At 63.9% G+C, this 18,112-nt stretch carries 17 protein-coding genes; 13 read left to right on the top strand and 4 right to left on the bottom strand.

Features of this window, described 5'->3' with window-relative positions; all coding sequences use genetic code 11:
• Nucleotides 1-48: 48 nt before the first annotated feature.
• The 3 genes from JQ628_RS19995 to JQ628_RS19985 form a co-directional block, all read right to left on the bottom strand.
• Nucleotides 49-840: an esterase/lipase family protein gene (locus tag JQ628_RS19995; protein WP_212224835.1), complete on the bottom strand. Its 792-nt coding sequence runs from the start codon at nucleotides 838-840 to the stop codon at nucleotides 49-51.
• Nucleotides 841-851: 11 nt separating this feature from the next.
• On the bottom strand, nucleotides 852-1,103 hold the full coding sequence (locus JQ628_RS19990; protein ID WP_212224727.1) for a DUF6489 family protein: 252 nt from the start codon (nucleotides 1,101-1,103) through the stop codon (nucleotides 852-854).
• 112 nt (nucleotides 1,104-1,215) lie between these two features.
• Complete coding sequence (locus JQ628_RS19985) at nucleotides 1,216-2,472, bottom strand: NAD(P)/FAD-dependent oxidoreductase (RefSeq protein ID WP_212224726.1); 1,257 nt, start codon at nucleotides 2,470-2,472, stop codon at nucleotides 1,216-1,218.
• A gap of 205 nt (nucleotides 2,473-2,677) precedes the next feature.
• Here JQ628_RS19985 and JQ628_RS19980 point away from each other — a divergent pair, with 205 nt between their 5' ends.
• From JQ628_RS19980 to JQ628_RS19920, 13 genes are all read left to right on the top strand, one after another.
• Nucleotides 2,678-4,270, top strand: a complete 1,593-nt coding sequence (locus tag JQ628_RS19980; protein ID WP_212224725.1) for an ABC transporter substrate-binding protein — start codon at nucleotides 2,678-2,680, stop codon at nucleotides 4,268-4,270.
• 92 nt (nucleotides 4,271-4,362) lie between these two features.
• Nucleotides 4,363-5,343 (top strand): ABC transporter permease, encoded by a 981-nt coding sequence (locus tag JQ628_RS19975; protein WP_212224724.1) that lies wholly within the window; start codon nucleotides 4,363-4,365, stop codon nucleotides 5,341-5,343.
• 13 nt (nucleotides 5,344-5,356) lie between these two features.
• Nucleotides 5,357-6,325, top strand: a complete 969-nt coding sequence (locus tag JQ628_RS19970; protein ID WP_212224723.1) for an ABC transporter permease — start codon at nucleotides 5,357-5,359, stop codon at nucleotides 6,323-6,325.
• Nucleotides 6,322-7,308, top strand: coding sequence for an ABC transporter ATP-binding protein (locus JQ628_RS19965; RefSeq protein ID WP_212224721.1), 987 nt, complete (start codon nucleotides 6,322-6,324; stop codon nucleotides 7,306-7,308). Before JQ628_RS19970 ends, JQ628_RS19965 begins: the two co-directional genes overlap by 4 nt.
• Nucleotides 7,305-8,297 (top strand): ABC transporter ATP-binding protein, encoded by a 993-nt coding sequence (locus JQ628_RS19960; protein WP_212224720.1) that lies wholly within the window; start codon nucleotides 7,305-7,307, stop codon nucleotides 8,295-8,297. Before JQ628_RS19965 ends, JQ628_RS19960 begins: the two co-directional genes overlap by 4 nt.
• 90 nt (nucleotides 8,298-8,387) lie before the next feature.
• Nucleotides 8,388-10,193 carry a gamma-glutamyltransferase family protein gene (locus JQ628_RS19955; RefSeq protein ID WP_212224719.1) on the top strand — a complete coding sequence of 602 codons (1,806 nt, stop codon included), beginning with the start codon at nucleotides 8,388-8,390 and terminating at the stop codon, nucleotides 10,191-10,193.
• 18 nt (nucleotides 10,194-10,211) lie between these two features.
• Complete coding sequence (locus tag JQ628_RS19950; RefSeq protein WP_212224718.1) at nucleotides 10,212-10,922, top strand: DUF1028 domain-containing protein; 711 nt, start codon at nucleotides 10,212-10,214, stop codon at nucleotides 10,920-10,922.
• The gene (locus tag JQ628_RS19945; RefSeq protein WP_212224717.1) at nucleotides 10,919-11,908 is read left to right on the top strand and encodes an ABC transporter ATP-binding protein; all 990 of its coding nucleotides are present in this window, start codon (nucleotides 10,919-10,921) and stop codon (nucleotides 11,906-11,908) included. The genes JQ628_RS19950 and JQ628_RS19945 overlap by 4 nt, the downstream gene beginning before the upstream one ends.
• Before the next feature lie 160 nt (nucleotides 11,909-12,068).
• On the top strand, nucleotides 12,069-13,175 hold the full coding sequence (locus JQ628_RS19940) for an ABC transporter ATP-binding protein (protein ID WP_212224716.1): 1,107 nt from the start codon (nucleotides 12,069-12,071) through the stop codon (nucleotides 13,173-13,175).
• Between the two features lie 17 nt (nucleotides 13,176-13,192).
• Entirely contained in the window at nucleotides 13,193-14,698 is a 1,506-nt protein-coding gene (locus tag JQ628_RS19935) for an ABC transporter substrate-binding protein (RefSeq protein ID WP_212224715.1), read from the top strand.
• Nucleotides 14,699-14,858: 160 nt separating this feature from the next.
• On the top strand, nucleotides 14,859-15,800 hold the full coding sequence (locus tag JQ628_RS19930; RefSeq protein ID WP_212224713.1) for an ABC transporter permease: 942 nt from the start codon (nucleotides 14,859-14,861) through the stop codon (nucleotides 15,798-15,800).
• A 4-nt stretch (nucleotides 15,801-15,804) separates the two neighbouring features.
• Nucleotides 15,805-16,692, top strand: a complete 888-nt coding sequence (locus JQ628_RS19925; RefSeq protein ID WP_212224712.1) for an ABC transporter permease — start codon at nucleotides 15,805-15,807, stop codon at nucleotides 16,690-16,692.
• A 248-nt stretch (nucleotides 16,693-16,940) separates the two neighbouring features.
• The gene (locus JQ628_RS19920) at nucleotides 16,941-17,153 is read left to right on the top strand and encodes a hypothetical protein (RefSeq protein WP_212224710.1); all 213 of its coding nucleotides are present in this window, start codon (nucleotides 16,941-16,943) and stop codon (nucleotides 17,151-17,153) included.
• A gap of 188 nt (nucleotides 17,154-17,341) precedes the next feature.
• Here JQ628_RS19920 and cnbZ read toward each other — a convergent pair whose 3' ends face one another.
• Entirely contained in the window at nucleotides 17,342-18,085 is a 744-nt protein-coding gene (gene cnbZ, locus JQ628_RS19915) for a 2-amino-5-chloromuconate deaminase CnbZ (protein ID WP_212224708.1), read from the bottom strand.
• Nucleotides 18,086-18,112: the final 27 nt, after the last annotated feature.

Genomic DNA, 18,112 nt, shown 5'->3' with positions numbered 1-18,112 from the left:
CTTGCCGGCGCTTCTGGCGTTCAGATGATCCCCAACCGGGGACGCTAGTCAGGATTGTGCATTTTCCGGGGGTGCATAAGCAATGGCAAACGGCCCGGACCGGTCAAAATGCTTGAACGTGCCCTCCGGCTGCGCCAGGCGGTCGGCCACGGCCCAGAGCGCGGCCGGGTTGACGCCGATGCCAACATGGCTCGCCAGATGCACTTCGATATTCTCGGCAGTCGCGGACGGCCGCAGCAAGCTGGTGTGCCAGTTCACGATGCCGTCGGTGCGGGAATAGATCGAGGTCGCCGGCACCGGCATGTCGCCGGCGATCGCCTCGCGGATTTCCGGAATGTCGTCGACGCCCTCGCCCGTGAGGATTTCGTAGAGCCGCGTCGCGTTGGTCGCCCGGATATCGTTGGCAAACGGGCTGCCAAGCGTGATGACCGCGCGGACCATCTGCGGCAATTGCAGGGCGAGATCGCGCGCATAGACGCCACCCAGGCTCCATCCGACGATGCTGACCTTGCGCCCGGTACTGTCGTGGATTTTGGTCAGCAGCTCGCGCAGCGCCGCGCGCTTGCTGGAGACGCCGCCGAAATTGCGGCCCATCTTCCAGGCATAGGTGTCGTAACCGAGCGCCTTCAGATAGCGCCGCATCGGCGCCATCGAGAGGTCGCTGGCGAGAAATCCCGGCAGCGCCAGCACCGGATGCCCGTCGCCCCTGGGCGCTTGCATCAGAAGCGGCGACAGCATCAGGCTGGTGTTGAATTCGAAGACGGCGCGCGCTTCCGCCAGCATCAGGAACAGGCTCGGCGGGCGAAGCCGTTGCTCGTCGCCGCCCTCGCGCGCGCCCATCGCGGCCACCGTTACTTGTCCTTCCTCGGCGAGCCGCCAAGGCCGGCCATGGTCACGAACATGTCCTGAAAGCGCTCGGCGATCTTGGGATCGAAGGTGAACCAGCTTTGCAGCAGCGACTCCGGCGAGATCTTTTCGATATTGGCCGTCATCTGCTGTTGCAGCTTGTCCATCACGGCGTTCTGCATCGGCGAGACATCCGGGAGGCCCATGAACTGCCGGGCTTCCACCGGCGTGCAATCGATTTCGATGTTAACTTTCATGGTCGGCTCCTGATCGCTTCAGCCCGCGGGTAGTATCGCCGCGATGGGCATAGCGACGCAAGCGGCCCGGCAGGCCGCCTGCGCCCGGTCAGGACCTATTCGGCTGATATGGTCAACCGAATCGTTCGACGGCAAAGGGACTTGGGTCGGCAAACGGCGTCTCGCCGGTCATCATCTCCGCGAGCAGGCGGCCGGTGGCCGGACCGAGCGTCAGGCCGTGGTGCTGGTGGCCGAAATCGAACCACAGGCCCGGGTGGCGCGGCGCCTTGCCGATGACGGGCAGCATGTCCGGCAAACAGGGACGCGCGCCCATCCAGGGCTTAGCATCGACCGGCTCGCCGAGCGGAAACAGCGCACGCGCCCGCGGCAGCGCCTGCTCGACCTGGACCGGCGAAGGCGGCCTGTCGCGATTGGCGAATTCGACACCGGTGGTGATCCGGACGCCGCGATTCATCGGCGCCAGCACAAACCCCTGATCGGCATCGAGCACCGGACCATTGAGCACCGCATTCCCGTTTGCCTTGAGATGATAATGATAGCCGCGCTTGACGTTGAGCGGGATGGAATAGCCGAGCGGACGGAACACCTGATCCGACCACGGCCCCATCGCCACCACCACCTCGCGCGCGGTCACCGATCCCTCGCCGGTCGATATCCGCCAGCGGTTACCGTATTGCTCCAGCGTGCGGGCATCGCCGACCAGGAAGCGCCCGCCCCTGCGGCCGAACAGCGCGGCATACGCCTTTGCCAGACCACCGGGATCGGGGACGAAGCCGGGCGCCGGAAAGTAGACCGCGCCGGCGAAGTCGCCCGTGAGGTTCGGCTCACGCGCTATAATTCCTTTTGCGTCGAGTACGTCGCCCGCAACACCATATTGTTTGGCGCGCTCGAAGTCGCGCACAGCCGTGGCAAGCGTTGCATCGGTGCGATAGAACTTCAGCCAGCCGGTTCTGCGCAGAAGGTCCGGCAGCACCTTGGCTTCCGCCATCAGCTCTTCATGCTCGATCAGGCTGCGGCGGATCAGCGGCAGCTCCGCCATCGCGCTGTGCAGTGCACGCTCGGGCGAAGAGGCGAGATAATAGCGCGCCAGCCAGGGCAGAAATTCAGGCAAATCCGCCAGCCGGTAGCGCACCGACGGGTGGCGGTTCAGCGCGTATTGCAGGAGCGGCGCGAAATCGCGCGGAAACATGTAGGGAAACACCGAAGCGGCTTCGATGATCCCGGCATTGCCATAGCTCGTCCCTTCGCCTGCCTGGTTGTTCCGATCGATCAGGATAACGTCCCGTCCGCGCTTTTGCAGATGCAAGGCGGCGCCGACGCCGACCATCCCCGCTCCAAGCACGAGGACATCGGTCCTCAGTTCCACCATCCGGCACTCCAAAAGTCGAATGTCGTGCGTCTGTGCACGTTGCTCAAACTAAAGCTAGTCATTGCCGCAGTGCCGTGCAAACCGGGGTATCCCGATGCCGAAACTACCTTGCGCTGCGGCCAAGCTCTGGGGCAACATGGCGCGCCACCGGCTGTCGATATCACATTAAAAACACGGCAGCGGCCACAGGGGAGAAGTTGAACAAATGTCAGTACGTCAGGTCTTGCGTGCAGCGACTGTCGTTGCGTCGTTAGCTTTTGTTGCGCCGGCATCGGCCCAAACCCTGCGCTATGCCAACCAGGGCGTGCTCAACTCGCTCGATCCCTACACGCTGAACGAAAGCACCACCCACGCGCATCTCGGCCATGTCTATGAAGGCCTGATCGCGCGCGACCAGGACCTGAAGATCGTCCCGGGCCTGGCCGAGAGTTGGGAGACGCCCGAACCGACCCGCTGGCGCTTCCACCTGCGCAAGGGCGTCAAATTCCACGACGGCACGCCGTTCACCGCCGACGACGTCGTGTTCTCCGCCGACCGCATCCGCAAGCCGGGCTCGAACCTTCAGACGCGAATTGCAGCGGACGTGAAGGTGGTCAAGGTCGACGACCATACCGTCGATTTCATCCTGACCTCGCCGAACCCGATTCTGAATTCGCAGTGGGACACCTGGTACATCGTCAGCAAGAAATGGGCGGAGGCCAACAACGTCGTCGATCCGACCCCAGCCGCCGCGACGACGCCGAGCTACGCCTCGCTGCACGAAAACGGCACCGGCCCCTTCATGATCGAAAGTCACCAGCCCGGGGTGAAGACCGTCTTCAAGGCCAACCCGAACTGGTGGCGCAAGCCCGAGCATAATCTGAAGGAGATCATCTTCACCCCGATCTCGTCGGACGCCACGCGCGTCGCGGCGCTGCTGTCGGGCGAAGTCGACGTCATCGAACCTGTTCCGCTCCAGGACATCGCGCGCGTCGACTCGAGCCCGAATGCGCAGGTGCTGAAGGGCCCGGAGATCCGCACCATCTTCCTCGGCATGGACCAGATCCGCGACGAGCTGCTTTATTCGAACATCAAGGGCAAGAATCCGTTCAAGGATGTGCGGGTCCGCGAGGCCTTCTACCGGGCGATCGACGTCGAAGCGATCAAGTCGCGCGTGATGCGCGGCCTCTCGACGCCCTCGGCGCTGATGATCGCACCGCAGCTTTACAAACTGCATGGCGAGTTCAAGCGGGCGAAATACGATCCCGATGCCGCCAAGAAGCTCTTGGCCGATGCCGGCTATGCCGACGGCTTCGAGGTGACGATGGACTGCCCGAACGACCGCTACGTCAACGACGCCGCGATCTGCCAGGCGGTGGTCGGCATGCTGGCGCGCATCGGAGTCAAGGTGAACCTGCTTGCGCAGCCGAAGGCACAGTATTTCGCCAAGGTGCTCAACACCGGCGGCTACCAGACGTCGTTCTACCTGCTTGGCTGGACGCCCGGCACCTCCGATGCCCACAACGTGCTCTATGAGATCATGGGCTGCCGCAACGACCCGAAATCGAGCCGGGGCCAGGCCAATCTCGGCGGCTACTGCAACAAGACGCTGGACGAAGTGGCCGCGAAGGTGCTGGTGGAAACCGACACCGCAAAGCGCGATCAGTTGATCAAGCAGGGCTTCGAGATCGAGCAGAAGGATTTCGGCTACATCCCGCTGCACCAGCAGGCTCTCGCATGGGGTGTCTCGAAAAAGGTCAAACTGAGGCAGCGCGCCGACAATCAGGTCCTGCTTTACTGGGCCTCCAAACAGGACTAACGGCTAAATGGTCCCGGAGGTCAACGCTTCCGGGATCATTCGTTCCCAGCCGACGGCGACGACGCATCAAGACGGGAAAGTGAAAGAATAACATGCTCGCTTTCACGCTTCGCCGCGCCTTCCAGGCCATCGGCGTCATGTTCGCCGTGGGGATCATCGCATTCTCCATGTTCCGCTTTGCCGGCGATCCCGTGAGCCAGATCGTGTCGATCGACACCCCGCCCGCCGAGCGCGCGGCCGTGCGCAAATCGCTCGGCCTCGACGACCCCGTCGTCGTGCAGTTCGCGCGCTATTTCGGCAATGCCGTGCAGTTCAAGTTCGGCATGTCCTACCAGTTCCGGCAGCCGGTCGCGAATCTCTTGATGGAGCGAATGCCGGCGACGCTGGAGCTGGCGACGGTCGCCACCATCATCTCCATGGTGTTCGGCATCCTGATGGGCGTCTACACCGCGCTGAAACGCGATACCTGGCTCGCCAAACTGTTCCAGATGGTGTCGCTGATCGGCATATCCTTGCCGACATTCCTGATCGGCATTTTGCTGATCTACCTGTTTGCGGTGACGCTGGGCTGGCTGCCCTCATTCGGCCGCGGAGAAGTCGTGAAGATCGGCTGGTGGAGCACGGGCCTGCTCACCGTTTCCGGGCTCAAGGCGATCATCATGCCCGCAATCACCCTCGGCCTGTTCCAGATGACGCTGATCATGCGGCTGGTGCGCGCCGAGATGCTGGAGGTGCTGCGCACCGACTACATCCGCTTCGCCCGCGCCCGCGGCCTGACAACGCGCGCCATCCATTTCGGCCATGCGCTGAAGAACACGCTGGTTCCCGTCATCACCGTGGCCGGCCTGCAATTTGGAACGGTAATTGCATTTTCGATCATCACCGAAACCGTGTTCCAGTGGCCCGGAATGGGGCTGATGTTCGTGCAGGCCATTCAAAACGTCGACATTCCGATCATGGCGGCCTACCTGCTGACGGTGTCGCTGATTTTCGTCACCATCAATCTGGTGGTCGATATCCTCTACACCGTGGTCGATCCGCGCCTGCGCTCGACCGTCAGCCGCCCGCACTGAGCGAGGCTGCCGCATGACCGACGCCGTTGTCCCCCGCTCTACCGAAGCCGCACCGCGCGCCGGCCGCGGCACCAGTTGGCTGCGGCGCGCGCTCGACAGCGACATCTTCTATTCGTTCCGCCGTTCGCGGATGACGATGATCGCGGCCGCCATCACCCTGCTGTTCTTCCTGCTCGCGATCCTCGCTCCGATCCTCGCGGTACAGAACCCGTTCGATCCGGCGCAACTGCAACTGATGAATTCGCGCATCTCGCCGCTGTGGACGGCCGACGGCCAGGCTCCCTTCCTGCTCGGCACCGATGAGCAAGGCCGCGATGTCCTTTCGGCCATTCTCTATGGCCTGCGCATCTCGCTGGCCGTCGGCGTGCTCGGCATGCTGCTGGCCGGCACGATCGGCATCACGCTGGGCCTGGTCGCGGGCTATGTGGGCGGCGCGGTGGACGGCCTGATCATGCGCATTGCCGATGTGCAGCTCACCTTCCCCGCCATCCTGATCGCGCTCCTGGTCAACGGCGTCGCCAAGTCGATGTTCGGCAACAAGCTTGACCCCACCAGCATGCTCGTCGTGCTGGTGCTCGCCATCGGCCTGAGTTTCTGGGTGCAATATGCCCGCACCGTGCGCAGCTCGGTCCTGGTCGAGAAGAACAAGGATTATGTCGCCGCCGCGCAATTGATCGGGCTGCCGGCGCAGAAGATCATGCTGCGCCATGTGCTGCCCAATGCGATGGGACCGGTGCTCGTGATCGCGACCATCAACCTGGCGCTCGCCGTTCTCACCGAGGCGACTCTGTCGTTCCTGGGCGCCGGCATGCCCGAGACCATGCCGTCGCTGGGCACGTTGATCCGCATCGGCAACAACTATCTGTTCGCCGGCGAATGGTGGATCGTCGCCTTCCCCGGCATCGCGCTCGCCGGACTGATCCTGTCGATCAATCTGCTGGGCGACTGGCTGCGCGACGCGCTCAATCCGAAACTGCGATGACCGTACCCGTCCTTTCCGTGCGTAACCTCAAGGTGGAATTCGCCACACGGCGCGCCACGCTGAAAGCCATCGACGGCGCCTCGTTCGATATCGCCAAGGGCGAAGTGCTGGGCGTGGTCGGCGAATCCGGCGCCGGCAAATCCGTCACCGGCCTTGCCGTGATCGGCCTGATCGATCCGCCCGGCCGCATCGCCGGCGGCGAGATTTATCTCTCGGGCACGCGGATCGACAATCTGCCGCCGGAAGAAATGCGCCGCGTGCGCGGCAAACGTATCGGCATGATCTTCCAGGATCCGCTGACCAGCCTCAACCCGCTCTACCGGATCGGCGAGCAGATCGTCGAGACCATCAAGACCCACACCAACCTTTCCGACAGCGCGGCGCGCAAGCGCGCCATCGACCTGCTCGCCGAAGTCGGCATTCCCGCGCCGGAAAAGCGTATCGATGCCTATCCGCACGAGTTCTCCGGCGGCATGCGCCAGCGTGTGGTGATTGCATTGGCGATCTGCGCCGAGCCGGAGCTGATCATCGCGGACGAGCCGACCACCGCACTCGATGTTTCCGTACAGGCCCAGATCATTTCGCTGATCAAGCGGCTCGGGCGCGACCACGGCACCGCCGTGATGCTGGTCACCCACGACATGGGCGTGATCGCGGAAACCTCCGACCGCGTGGCGGTGATGTATTCGGGGCGGATCGCCGAGATCGGCCCGGTGCAGGACGTCGTGCAGAACCCGCTGCATCCCTACGCCAAGGGCCTGATGGGCGCGATCCCGACGCTGGCCGGCGAAGACAAGCGGCTGGTGCAGATACCGGGGTCGATGCCGCGGCTGTCGGCCATTCCGCCGGGCTGCTCGTTCCATCCGCGCTGTTCGTTCGTGTTCGACCGCTGCAAGGTCGAGCGCCCCGAACCGATCCGCCACGGCACGCAGGCCGTGGCCTGCCATCTCTATGACGCCTCGGCGAAAGAAAGTGCCGCATGAGTGCTGCGTCCTTTGTCGATGTCAAAAACCTGCGCCGCGCGTTCGACGTTTCAAAGCCGTGGCTCAACCGGCTGATCGAGGGCGGCGATCTCGAGTTCCTGAAGGCCGTCGACGGCGTGACCTTCGACATCAGGCGCGGCGAAACCTTTGCGCTGGTCGGTGAATCCGGCTCGGGCAAGACCACGGTGGCGCGGATGGTGGTGGGATTGCTGCCGCCAAGCTCGGGCGAGGTGCGGATCGCCGGCGTCTCGATGACCGATCCGAAACAGGCGCAGGCGCGCCGGAAGCTGCGCCGCCGCATCCAGATGATTTTTCAGGACCCTTACGCCAGTCTCAATCCGCGCTTCCGGGTCGATGCCATCGTGGCCGAGCCGATCCGTGCGTTCGACCTGATCCAGGGCGAGCGCGATATCAAGGCGCGCGTCGGCGAACTGCTCAACCTCGTCGGCCTGCATGCCGATGACGGCCTGAAATTTCCGCATGAATTCTCCGGCGGCCAGCGCCAGCGCATCGCGATCGCACGCGCGCTGGCGTCCGAAGCCGAGTTCATCGTCTGTGACGAGCCGACCTCGGCGCTCGACGTTTCGGTGCAGGCGCAAATCCTCAATTTGATGCGCGACCTTCAGGACAAGTTCGGCCTCACTTATCTCCTGATCAGCCACAACCTCGCCGTGGTCCGCCACATGGCGAGCCGCATCGGCGTGATGTATCTCGGCCGTATCGTCGAGATCGCGGAAGGACGCGAGCTCTTCAGCCGCCCGAAAATGCCCTACACAAAAATGCTGCTGGGCGCGGTCCCCGATCTCTCGATGTCCGGCCGGCAGCGCATCCCGGTCAAGGGCGAGATTCCCAACCCGATCAATCCGCCGCCCGGATGCAGCTTCAATCCGCGCTGTCCGCTGGCGTTCGATCTGTGCCGGCGGGAAACGCCGGAACTGATCAATGGCGTTGCCTGCCATGCCGTGAACACGGCGCCGGCGCCTGCCTGACGGCTGCCCTACTGGCATGCCAGTTGGCAGCCCGCCCGGCTTGTGATCAAGTGCGCTCGCCGAACGGCCAAGCAAAAACGATGGATTTCCATGAGCAACATCAATCCCGATCCGTTCACAACGCGCCCCGAGATCGAAGGCACTTTTGGCGTCGTCACCTCGACGCACTGGATTGCGACCGCGGTCGGGATGGCGACGCTCGAGAAAGGCGGCAACGCCTTCGATGCCGGTGTTGCCACCGCCTTCACGCTTCAGGTGGTCGAGCCGCATCTCAACGGCCCCGGCGGCGATGTGCCCATCATCGTGCATGACGTCAAACGTATCAGTACCGAAGTGATCTGCGGCCAGGGCCCTGCGCCGGCCAAGGCGACGATCGCGCATTACAAGAGCGAAGGCCTGGAAATGGTCCCCGGCACCGGGCTGCTCGCGGCCTGCGTTCCCGGCACGTTCGAATCCTGGATGCTGCTGTTGCGTGACTACGGCACGATGCGGCTGCGCGACGTGCTGGAGCCGGCGATCGCCTATGCCGGTAGCGGCTATCCGCTGGTGGAGCGCGCATCCGCCACCATCAAGACCGTCGAGCAATTGTTCCGAAAGCACTGGCCGACCTCGGCGGCGGTCTATCTGCCCAATGACGAAGTGCCTGTTCCCGGCACCATCTTCACCAACAAGACATTGTCGGAAACCTATGCCCGCATCCTGAAGGAAGCCGAAAGCGCCGGCGGCGACCGCATCGCGCAGATCGAGCGTGCGCGAAAGGCGTGGTCGCAGGGGTTCGTGGCCGAAGCGATCGACAAGTTCTGCCGGACCCAGGAAGTGATGGATGTCAGCGGCTCACCGCATCGCGGCGTGCTGTCAGCGGACGACATGGCGCGCTGGGCGCCGACGGTGGAAGCGCCGCTGACCTACGATTACGGCCGCTACACCGTTTGCAAGGCCGGCGTGTGGAGCCAGGGCCCGGTGATGCTTCAGCAACTCGCGCTGCTGAAGGGTTTTGACCTCGACGGCCTCGATCCGGCCGGACCTGATTTCATTCACCTGCAGGTCGAATGCGCCAAGCTTGCCTTCGCCGACCGTGAAAAATTCTATGGCGATCCAAAGTTCAACGACATCCCGATCGCGACGCTGCTATCGGACGCCTATAACGACGAGCGGCGCAAGCTGATCTCGAAAGACAAGGCCTCGCTCGACTTCATCCCCGGCTCGGTCGAAGGTTTTGGCGCCGTCGTAAAATTGCGGCGGGCGGAAGGGCTTCGCGAAGCCGTCGGCGCCATGGGCGCGGGCGAGCCGACGGTGGGACGTTTCGGCGAGGTGCGCGGCGATACCGTGCATTTCGACATCATCGACAAGGCCGGCAACATGATCTCTGCCACGCCCTCGGGCGGCTGGCTACAGTCGTCGCCGGTCATTCCCGAGATCGGCTTCTGCCTTGGCAGCCGCGCACAGATGTTCTGGCTGGAAGAAAACCATCCGGCGTCGCTGGCGCCCGGCAAACGCCCGCGCACGACGCTCTCGCCGACCATGGCGCTGCGCGACGGCGAGCCGTATCTCGCCTGGGGTTCGCCCGGCGGCGACCAGCAGGACCAATGGATTGCGCAGTTCTTCCTGCGGCATGTCCACGCGAAAATGAATTTACAGGAAGCGATCGACGCACCGGCCTGGCACTCCGAGCATTTCCCGATCTCGTTCTGGCCCCGCACCGCGCGGCCGGGCGTGCTCGTGGTCGAAAACCGCGTGCCGAAGGCAACCGTCGATGAGCTCACCAAGCGCGGCCACATCGTGGAGACCGGCCCCGACTGGTCGGAAGGCCGCCTGACCGCTGCATCGAAAGTCGGCGTCCGCCGCCGCGCCGCCGCCAATCCGCGCGGCATGCAGGGCTACGCAGCCGGGCGCTAAGGGATGGCTTTGTAAGACATGACCTGGTCGATCATCGCGCGCGACAAGACCACCGGCCAGATCGGCATCGCGGTTGCGACCAGGTTCTTTGCGGTCGGTGCACGCGTGCCGTACATCGCGGCCGGGATCGGTGGCATCGCTACGCAAGCGCTGGTCAATCCCTACTACGGCATCGATGGCCTCAAGCTGTTGCGCGAGGGGCGAACTCCCGCCGACATCGTCGCGGCGCTGATTGCGGCAGATGACGGCCGGGAAACCCGGCAACTGCACATCATGGACGCCAAGGGCCGGATCGCGGCGCATACGGGCAGCGAATGCATCGATTGGTGCGGACATGTCGAGGGCAACGGCTTCTCCATCGCCGGCAACATGCTGACGGGCGCAGCCGTGCTCAACGAAACCGCGAAATCCTATGAGGCGAACGAGGCCCTTCCCTTTGCGCAACGGCTGCTCGCGGCGATGAAGGCCGGCGAAGCCGCCGGCGGCGACAAGCGCGGCAAGCAGTCGGCGGCGCTGTTGATCCATGGCGAGGAAGAATGGTCGGCGCTCGACCTGCGCGTGGATGACCACACCGATCCGCTCGGCGAAATCGAGCGGCTTGAACGGGTCAGCCGCGAGTTCTGGGTGCATTTCCGTCCCTTCCTGCCGACGCGCAAGAATCCGGCCGGAACCACCGACCGTGCCGTCATCGACGCCGCCATAGCTGCAACCCCTGTGGGCAAGTCGTGACGACGGCGCCGCTGATCGAGATCGAGGGCCTGCGCGTCATCTTTCATGGCGACGGCGGCCGCACCACGCATGCGGTCGACAGCGTCGATCTTTCCGTCGCCAACGGCGCGACGCTCGGGCTGGTCGGAGAATCCGGCTGCGGCAAGAGCGTCACTTCGCTTGCCATCATGGGACTGCTGTCGAAGCAATCGGCCGAGGTTTCCGGCTCGATCCGCTTCGACGGTTTCGATCTGCTCGAGGTGCCGGACCAGACGCTGCGCGATTTGCGCGGCAACCGGCTTGCGATGATCTTCCAGGAGCCGATGACTTCGCTCAACCCGAGCCTGACCATCGGCGATCAGATCGTCGAAACCATATTGCGCCATCGCGGCGGCTCACGGCGGCAAGCGCGCGAGCGCGCGATCGACCTCTTGCGCCGCGTTCACATCCCCTCGCCCGAAAAGCGCATCGACGAGTATCCGCACAAGCTTTCCGGCGGCATGCGCCAGCGGGTGATGATCGCCATCGCGCTGGCCTGCGATCCGCGCCTGTTGATCGCGGACGAGCCGACCACCGCGCTCGACGTGACGCTACAGGCGCAAATCCTCGACCTGATGCGCGAGCTGAAGGCCGCGAGCGGCGCGGCCATCATCCTCATCACCCATGACCTCGGCGTGGTCGCCGAAGTCTGCGACGAGGTCGCGGTGATGTATGCCGGCGAGATCGTCGAGCGCGCGCCGGTCGACGAGCTGTTCGCCAACCCGCAGCATCCCTACACTGTCGGCCTGCTCGGCTCGATCCCGCGGCTCGACCGCCGCGCCACCCACCTTGCCACCATCGAGGGCATGGTGCCGAACATGACGAACCCGCCGCCGGGATGTCGCTTCGCGCCGCGCTGCCCGTTCGTCAGCGATATCTGCGTGCAGGCGCCGCCGCCGCTGGCGGCGCTTTCTCCCCTTCACGCCTCGCGCTGCATCAAGGCCCCGCTGGAAAGGCTGGTGTCGTGACCGCGCTGCTTCTCTATCTCGTGCCCCGGGCGCGATGCAGCGCAAGCGTAGCGCAGCGGTGCACCGCTGAACCGGGGCCCATATCTCCGCAGGATGGGTCCCGGTTCTGCAGCGCAACGCTTCGCATTGCGCAGCGCCCGGGACACGAGGGAACGTCAAGGTGACCGCGCTGCTCGAAGTCGAAGGGTTGAAGAAGCACTTTGTGGCCGACCGTTCCGTGTTCGGGCGGCCGACCGCGTTCGTCAAAGCCGTCGATGGTGTCAGCTTTACCGTCGAGGCCGGCAAGACGCTGGCGCTGGTCGGCGAGTCCGGCTGCGGAAAATCTACCGTCAGCCGGCTGGTGCTGCGGCTGATCGAAGCCGATGCCGGCGCGGTGCGCTTTGAAGGACGCGATCTCGGTACGCTTGGTGCGGACCAGTTGCGTGCGTTCCGCCGCGATGCGCAGATCATCTTTCAGGATCCCTACGCCTCGCTCAACCCGCGCATGACCGTGAGCCAGATTCTCACCGAGCCGCTCATTCTGCATGATCTGGTTCCGCCCGCACGCCGTCGCGAGCGGGTGGAAGAATTGCTGCGGCTGGTCGGACTGGAGCCGCGCTTTGCCCGCCGCTATCCGCACGAGTTTTCCGGCGGCCAGCGCCAGCGCATCGCGATCGCGCGGGCGCTGGCGGTCGAGCCAAAACTGATCATCTGCGATGAGCCGGTCTCTGCGCTCGACGTCTCGATCCGCTCGCAAATCCTCAACCTGCTGCGCGACCTACAGGACCGGCTTGGCCTTGCCTACATCTTCGTCTCGCACGATCTCGCCGTCGTAAAGCACATCGCCAACCGCGTCGCGGTGATGAATCTCGGCGCCATCGTCGAGACTGCGGATGCGCAGGCGCTGTTCGCAGCACCGCGGCATCCCTACAGCCGCGCGCTGCTGTCGGCCATCCCGGTGCCAAAGCCGCAGGCAAAGCGCAGCCGCATCGTGCTACAGGGCGAAATGCCGAGCGCGCTCAATCCGCCGTCCGGCTGCCGCTTTCACACCCGTTGTCCCTATGCGATCGAGCGCTGCCGCGCCGAGGTGCCGCCGCTCGTTGCCGATACCGCCGGCCACGCCACCGCCTGCCATCGCATCGCGGAACTGCCGGCCGCCGAGGCCATCCTGCCGCATGACGGCGCCTTTTCGCCGGTGCTGGAGAAATTGGTCGCAGCCTTCAGCGGTGGCACGGAAGGTGCAGGCCCTGGCGGGGTTGATATAGTCGGAACACCAACAGCAGTGTAGATGATGGGGACGGAGCAATGAGAATCCTGCGCCTGGCAGTCACCGCGGCAGCGCTTTTGCTGTCATTTGAGGCAACCGCCCAGACCACGCTACGCATCGGCCTCGCCGAGGATCCCGACATCCTCGATCCGACCATGGGCCGCACCTATGTCGGCCGCATCGTGTTCTCGGCGTTCTGCGACAAGCTGTTCGACATCGATGAAAAGCTCAACATCGTGCCGCAGCTCGCGCTGTCGCACGAGACCTCCGCCGACGGCAAGGAGCTGACGATAAAACTGCGGCCCGGGGTCAAATTCCATGACGGCGAGCCGTTCGATGCCGAGGCTGCGAAATTCTCCATCGAACGCCACATGAACTTTCAGGGATCGTTCCGCAAGCCGGAGCTCGCCACCGTCGACCATGTCGATGTGGTCGATCCCCTCACCATAAAACTCGTATTGAAAACGCCGTTCTCGCCGCTGGTCGCGCAGCTCACCGACCGCGCCGGCATGATGGTCTCGCCGAAGGCGGCAAAGGAAGCCGGCGACAAGTTCGGCCTGAAGCCGGTCTGCGCGGGTCCCTACAAGTTCGTCGAGCGCGTGCAGCAGGACCGCATCGTCGGCGAAAAATTTGCCGACTACTGGAACAAGGACAATGTCTTCATCGACCGCGTCGTATTCCTGCCGATCGTCGACGCCACGGTGCGCCTCGCCAACCTGAAATCCGGCGGTCTCGATCTGATCGAGCGCGTGCTCGCCACCGACATCAAGGAAGTGCGCGGGGACTCGCGGCTGAAACTGTCGACCGCGCTGGAGCTCGGCTATTTCGGTCTCACCATCAACATCGCCAAGGACAAGAACAAGGGCGCCCTCAGCCAGTCGGAAAAGGTGCGGCAGGCGCTGAGCCTTGCCATCGACCGCGAGGCGCTCACCCAGGTGGTGTTCAACGGCGAGTTCGTGCCCGGCAATCAATGGGTCAGCCCGGAGCATCCCTACTATCAAAAGAGTTTTCCGGTGCCGAAGCGCGACATCGCCAAGGCCAAGGCGCTGATGAAGGAAGCCGGCGTCACGTTGCCGGTGGCTGTCGACATGATGGTGCCCAAGGGGGCGGAGAACGAAGCCGTTGCGCAAGTCCTGCAGTCGATGGCCGCGGAAGCGGGTTTCGACCTCAAGATCCGCGTCATCGAGTTTGCGACCTCGTTCAAGCAGGCGCAGGCCGGCGAGTTCCAGGCCTTCCTGATCGGCTGGAGCGGCCGCATCGATCCCGACGGCAATTCCTACGTCTTCATGCATACGGGAGCGCCGCAAAACGACGGCGGCTATTCCAATGCCGAGGCCGACAAGGCGCTGGAAGATGCGCGGCTGATCAACGACGCGGCGCAGCGCAAGGCGATCTACGAGAAGCTGGCCAAGACCGTACTCAACGATCTGCCGCTGATCTACCTCTATCACCGCCGGCTGTTGATCGCGCATACCAACAAGCTCGAAGGCTACAAGCAGATGCCGGACGGGCTGGTGCGGGTGATCGGGCTGAAGCTGAAGTGAAGCAGACGGCTGTGCATTCGTGTCCCGGACGCGAGGCAGCGCCCTTGCGCTGCTTCGCAGAGCCGGGACCTACGCCTCTGCACAGCAAGCGTCCAACGTGGGTCCCGGTTCAGCGGCGCAACATCACATGCTGCACTGCGCCCGGGACGCGGACTGAGCCATGCTGAACTTTCTCGCGCGGCGTCTCGTTCAACTGGTTCCGACACTGTTCTTCGTGTCGGTGCTGATCTTTTCATTGCAGCAGCTTCTGCCCGGCGATCCCGCGCTGGTGATGGCGGGCGAAGAGCGCGATCCGGCCGTGATCGCGCAGATCCGCCAGCAATACCGGCTCGATCAGCCGGTGCCGATCCAATACGTCTACTGGGTCAAGGGCGTGCTATCGGGCGATTTCGGCGAGTCCTTGCGCAACAAGATGCCGGTGCGCGAACTGATCGCACAAAAACTGCCGGTGACGATCCAGCTCGGCTCGATGGCGATCGTGATCGCGTTCCTGATCGGGATTCCCGCCGGCATCATTTCTGCGGTGAAGAAGGGCACGGCCTGGGACTACGGCGCCAACCTGTTTGCGCTGTGGGGTATCTCGACGCCGAATTTCTGGCTCGGCATCATGCTGATCTTCCTGTTTTCGATCCAGCTCGGATGGTTGCCAGCGTCAGGCTATGTGCCGCTCACGGAAAACTGGCGCGCCAGCCTCGCGGCCACCATCATGCCGGCTTTCGTGCTCGGCAATGCGATTGCCGCAATCCTGATGCGACATACAAGAAGTGCGATGCTGCAAGTACTGGAAAGCGACTATGTCCGCACTGCGCGCGCCAAGGGCCTGCTCGAGCGTTCGGTGATCCTCAAGCACGCCATGCGCAATGCGCTGACGCCGGTGATCACGCTGGGCGCGCTCGAGCTCGGCACGCTGCTGTCGGGCGCGGTGCTGACTGAGCAGATCTTTTCGATACCCGGATTCGGCAAGCTGATCGTCGACGCCGTGTTCAACCGCGACTATGCCGTCGTGCAGGGCGTCGTGCTGACGACGGCAACGATCTACATCACGCTGAACCTGATCGCCGACATCGCCTATGTCCTCGTCAATCCGCGGCTGAGGACGTAAAACCATGACCGACGCTGTCCTCGGCACCATCCCCGTCACAGTCGCGGAGCAGGTCGAAAGCCCGGCCCGGCGCGCATTCCGCCGGCTGCTCAAGCGCAAGGGCGCCGTGGCCGGCCTCATCGTGATCGCAGCCTTCATGTTGATGGCCGTGTTTGCGCCGCTGATCGCGCCCTATGATCCGATCGCGACGAGCTGGTCGGCGGTGCGCAAGGCGCCCTCCGCCGCACACTGGTTCGGCACCGACGATCTCGGCCGCGACATCCTGGCCCGCGTGCTCTATGGCGCCCGCGCTTCGCTGGTGGCGGGCGCGATCTCGGTCGCGATCGCGTTGTCGATTGGCGTGCCGCTGGGGCTGTTGTCCGGCTATCGCGGCGGCTTCATCGACGCGCTGATCAGCCGCATCACGGACGCCATGCTGGCCTGCCCGTTCCTGATCCTGGCGATTGCGCTGGCCGCCTTCCTCGGGCCCAGCCTCGGCAACGCCATGATCGCGATCGGCATCTCGGCAACGCCGATCTTTGTCCGCCTGACCCGCGGCCAGGTGATGAGCGTGAAGGTCGAGGACTATATCGAGGCCGCGCGCGCCATGGGCAATCCGCGCTGGCGCATCGCGCTGTTCCACATCCTGCCGAACATCATGCCGGCCCTTCTGGTGCAGGCGACGCTGGCGATCGCGGCCGCCATCATCGCGGAAGCCGCGCTGTCCTTCCTTGGTCTTGGACAGCAGCCGCCGGCGCCTTCCTGGGGCAGCATGCTCAATTCGGCCCAGCGTTTCCTGACCACCGCGCCCTGGATGGCAGTCTGGCCGGGACTTGCGATCTTCCTCATCGTGCTGTCGTTCAACCTGGTCGGCGACGGCCTGCGCGACGCGCTCGATCCGCGAGAACGTTAGGCACGAGATCGCGGGCAATTTGACGCAGATGCTGCACTGACACGATCCACACGACGGATTATTTCGTAACGAATCCCAGCCGTGTTTGTTTGATGCGGCGACGCGCGAATCCGCGCAACTAAGTGTTGTCGTAGAAATTTCATGCAAGATGCGCGAGGTTTGATCTCGCAACTGCGAACAAGAATACGTATCTTTCGAATCAGGAAGGAAATGCGCCCCAAGGACAACACTCCGCAAAGGAGCATCCTATGGCGAATGTTCTAACCACTGGGGTCTGGCTTTCTACCCCGACCAAACGTCCTTCCTTCTTCACACGATTGTTGCGTGCCCAAATCGTATCACGTCAGCGCCGCGCCGATCGCGCGGTCGAGCAGTACATCGCCAATCGCGGGTTCGACGGCAAACTGACAGATGATACGGAGCGAGAAATCGGACGCCTGTTTGCCAGAGGGGGTGCGTAGACATGGTCACGATCACACTCCTGCACCTGGCACACAGAATCGTTCATTTCGGGAAAGAGGCTCGTGATGTATGGCGCGAAGCCCAGCGGCTTCGTCGCGCCATGCCCGGACCTGCCGACGAATAGACCGCCGTCCGGGCCGATTTTTCTACTGTGCATGGGGTTGTTTTGCGGTTTTGATCGCGCGGCCTAAATTACCACTTCCCGCAGCACGCGCCGGCAATCCATCTCGTATTCGAGGTCGATCACCGGCGGCCGGGCAAAGTGCCAGGTCAGGCCGGAGCGAACCGCACCGCGGCGGACCAGTTCATCGGCGAGGACATGGTGGAAGTCGTGCACGCTGTAGGTCTGCGCCGCAGTGGCATCCTTCCAGCCGAAGCCGAACGCGCCCATGCGGGTTTCCATCGCGCCAACGACATGACGCACCTTCTCCCTGATCCCATCAGGGCTGAGGTCGCGGTACGCCACCGTGCGCTCGGCATAGGTCGCCCCGCCTTCCCGCGCCTCACCGCTGCCGGAGATCGCAAAGGTTGGCGAGGCGGTCTGGCTCGGACGCGTGAAGCAGAACGCGTAGAATGACGGCTCCGTTGGCGGATCGATCTCAGGACAGACATTGCTGCGCGCCACCGGATTGGTCTTGCCGTCGTAGATGCCCCATTCGGCGAGAGTCTTGACGTAGTGCAGATTGAAATTCCGGAATCCCTCATCGGTGAACGCAGCGGGCGAGCGCAGCTCGCAGGCGCAGAACGACGTCAGCGGCCGGCCAGCCGCCTTGATGTATTCAGCGATGCGCGCAAAGCCTTCGGCCAGCGGCGGCAATTGGTCGAAACGGACGCGGTCGACTTCATAGCCGGGACTGGCTGCGGCGCCCGCCGAATACTGAAATACGGCTGGAATAAACCGGTAATTGCCGGCCGAAAACTCGCTGGTCATTTCTTCTCCCGTCTTCTTGTTTTGATT

It is taken from the genome of Bradyrhizobium lablabi, assembly GCF_018129385.1.
GTDB classification, from domain to species: domain Bacteria; phylum Pseudomonadota; class Alphaproteobacteria; order Rhizobiales; family Xanthobacteraceae; genus Bradyrhizobium; species Bradyrhizobium lablabi_C.
This window is presented reverse-complemented; position numbering and strand designations above follow the sequence as displayed.

What these genes read in the sequence shown, in the direction of transcription:
- JQ628_RS19995 (WP_212224835.1), bottom strand. Translation starts at nt 840, where the DNA reads ATGGGCGCGCGCGAGGGCGGCGACGAGCAACGGCTTCGCCCGCCGAGC.
- JQ628_RS19990 (WP_212224727.1), bottom strand. Translation starts at nt 1,103, where the DNA reads ATGAAAGTTAACATCGAAATCGATTGCACGCCGGTGGAAGCCCGGCAG.
- JQ628_RS19985 (WP_212224726.1), bottom strand. Translation starts at nt 2,472, where the DNA reads ATGGTGGAACTGAGGACCGATGTCCTCGTGCTTGGAGCGGGGATGGTC.
- JQ628_RS19980 (WP_212224725.1), top strand. Translation starts at nt 2,678, where the DNA reads ATGTCAGTACGTCAGGTCTTGCGTGCAGCGACTGTCGTTGCGTCGTTA.
- JQ628_RS19975 (WP_212224724.1), top strand. Translation starts at nt 4,363, where the DNA reads ATGCTCGCTTTCACGCTTCGCCGCGCCTTCCAGGCCATCGGCGTCATG.
- JQ628_RS19970 (WP_212224723.1), top strand. Translation starts at nt 5,357, where the DNA reads ATGACCGACGCCGTTGTCCCCCGCTCTACCGAAGCCGCACCGCGCGCC.
- JQ628_RS19965 (WP_212224721.1), top strand. Translation starts at nt 6,322, where the DNA reads ATGACCGTACCCGTCCTTTCCGTGCGTAACCTCAAGGTGGAATTCGCC.
- JQ628_RS19960 (WP_212224720.1), top strand. Translation starts at nt 7,305, where the DNA reads ATGAGTGCTGCGTCCTTTGTCGATGTCAAAAACCTGCGCCGCGCGTTC.
- JQ628_RS19955 (WP_212224719.1), top strand. Translation starts at nt 8,388, where the DNA reads ATGAGCAACATCAATCCCGATCCGTTCACAACGCGCCCCGAGATCGAA.
- JQ628_RS19950 (WP_212224718.1), top strand. Translation starts at nt 10,212, where the DNA reads ATGACCTGGTCGATCATCGCGCGCGACAAGACCACCGGCCAGATCGGC.
- JQ628_RS19935 (WP_212224715.1), top strand. Translation starts at nt 13,193, where the DNA reads ATGAGAATCCTGCGCCTGGCAGTCACCGCGGCAGCGCTTTTGCTGTCA.
- JQ628_RS19930 (WP_212224713.1), top strand. Translation starts at nt 14,859, where the DNA reads ATGCTGAACTTTCTCGCGCGGCGTCTCGTTCAACTGGTTCCGACACTG.
- JQ628_RS19925 (WP_212224712.1), top strand. Translation starts at nt 15,805, where the DNA reads ATGACCGACGCTGTCCTCGGCACCATCCCCGTCACAGTCGCGGAGCAG.
- JQ628_RS19920 (WP_212224710.1), top strand. Translation starts at nt 16,941, where the DNA reads ATGGCGAATGTTCTAACCACTGGGGTCTGGCTTTCTACCCCGACCAAA.
- cnbZ (WP_212224708.1), bottom strand. Translation starts at nt 18,085, where the DNA reads ATGACCAGCGAGTTTTCGGCCGGCAATTACCGGTTTATTCCAGCCGTA.